Consider the following 1,656-nt stretch of genomic DNA (forward strand, 5'->3'; position numbering starts at 1 on the left):
TACTGCGGTTGGCGGTATCCTTGGCATAAGGATCGCTGCGCAATAAGGCTTCAAGCTCTACTTGGGTGATCTGTGGATTCGGGATCGCTTTGGCGTATTGGGTGGTGCGGATCAGCCGGCCTGCTGCATCGTATTGTTTCTCGGTGACTTCACCAAGGGCATTGATGCTGTAGCGTTGGCGACCTGCTGCGTCATAGGCAAAGCGGGTGGCGTTGCCGTTCGCATCCCACTTCGCCACCACATTGCCCATGGCGTCGTAGTCGAAGCGCGTCGTCAGCTTCAACCCCGCCGGGTCCACCGTCTCGCTGATCCGCCTTCCTGCATTGTCGTAGGTATACGCGGTGGTCTTGGCGGCTGGCGTGCCCGCGCCTTCTGTGACACTAAGCGTACGGCCCTGGTCGTCGTAGCGGTATTCGGTGCGTAGCTGCAATCCCCCCTCGTCCACCACCACCGCCGTGAGTTGTCCCTGGCGGTCGAAGTGGTTGCGGGTGATCACGCCATTGGCGTCCGTGCTGGTGACCGTGCGGCCCTGTCCATCGAGGGTCACGCTGCTGGTCAGCTTCAAGCCCGTTGGATCGATCTGCTTCTGCAGTTGCCGGTTGGCGGCGTCGTACTGGTATAGCGTGACGGTGCCATTGGCATCGGTTGTGCTGATGACATTGCCGACACTGTCGTAAGCCTTGCGGCTGGTATTGCCCAACGCATCGGTCGTGCTTTGCAGTTTGCCGTCAGCGCTGTACTGGTAAGTCGTGGTGTTGCCATTGCCATCGGTGAGCTGGATGACTTCACCGTGCCGGTTACGCTCGCTGCTGGTCTTCACCCCATCCGCTGTCGTGACAGTGATGCGGCGCTTGGCGCTGTCGTACTCGGTGGTGGTGGTGTGGCCCAATGCATCGGTCTGTGTAAGGACACGGTCGAAGGCGTCGTAGGTGGTGGTGCGTCGGGCATTGAGGGGATCGGTAACGACCACGGTACGGCCGAGCCGGTCGTAGTCGGTACGGGTGGTATAACCATTGGCGTCTGTCAATGCGATTGCACGGCCAAACGCGTCATATTCCGTCGCCCTGACAACATTCAGGCCGTTCTCATCCTGCTTGGTTGAGATCAACTTACCGCGTGCATCGTATTGGAAGCGAGTGGCGTTCACCCGCGTTGCGTCGATTGGACTTACCACCAAGTCAACTTCACCAAAGGCAGTGTAGGTCGTGCTGGTGGTCTTACCCAGGCTGTCCAGGGCTTCCTTGACCAGCCCGCGTAAGGTGTAATTGATCCGGCTGGTCTTGTCTTCCGCCGCATTGGCCAGCTGCTCGAACTTCGTCTGGGTGGCATCGCTCAGCAAGCCGCCGTCAATGTTTGTTAGATCGCTGAGGCGCTGGGTGAACGCGGTGGTACTGCTGATTTCACCAAAGGCGGTGTAATCCGTCTTACGCACCTCGCCGAGGGCATTGACGGTGTAACGCAACTGACCCGCTGCATCGTAGTAATAACGGGTCTTGCTGCCCCGGGCATCGGTGCTGCTGATGCGTCTTCCGGCATTGTCGTAGGCATAGGTGGTGGCGTGTTGCTTGCGCAATGCATCGAGCTGGTCCGCGGTCACGTTAGCCAAGACTTCGGGATAGCCGAGCCGCTTGCGTTCGGCTTTGGCGCTGTCCGTGT

Annotated in this window: 1 protein-coding gene; it reads right to left on the minus strand. The window is 59.5% G+C overall.

Annotated features, from left to right (window positions below; translation table 11 throughout):
• Window positions 1-1,656, minus strand: a 1,656-nt coding sequence (locus ACUHMQ_RS18915) for an RHS repeat domain-containing protein (RefSeq protein ID WP_445297015.1), incomplete at both ends; no start/stop codon positions are given.

Source organism: Chitinimonas violaceus (assembly GCF_052601015.1).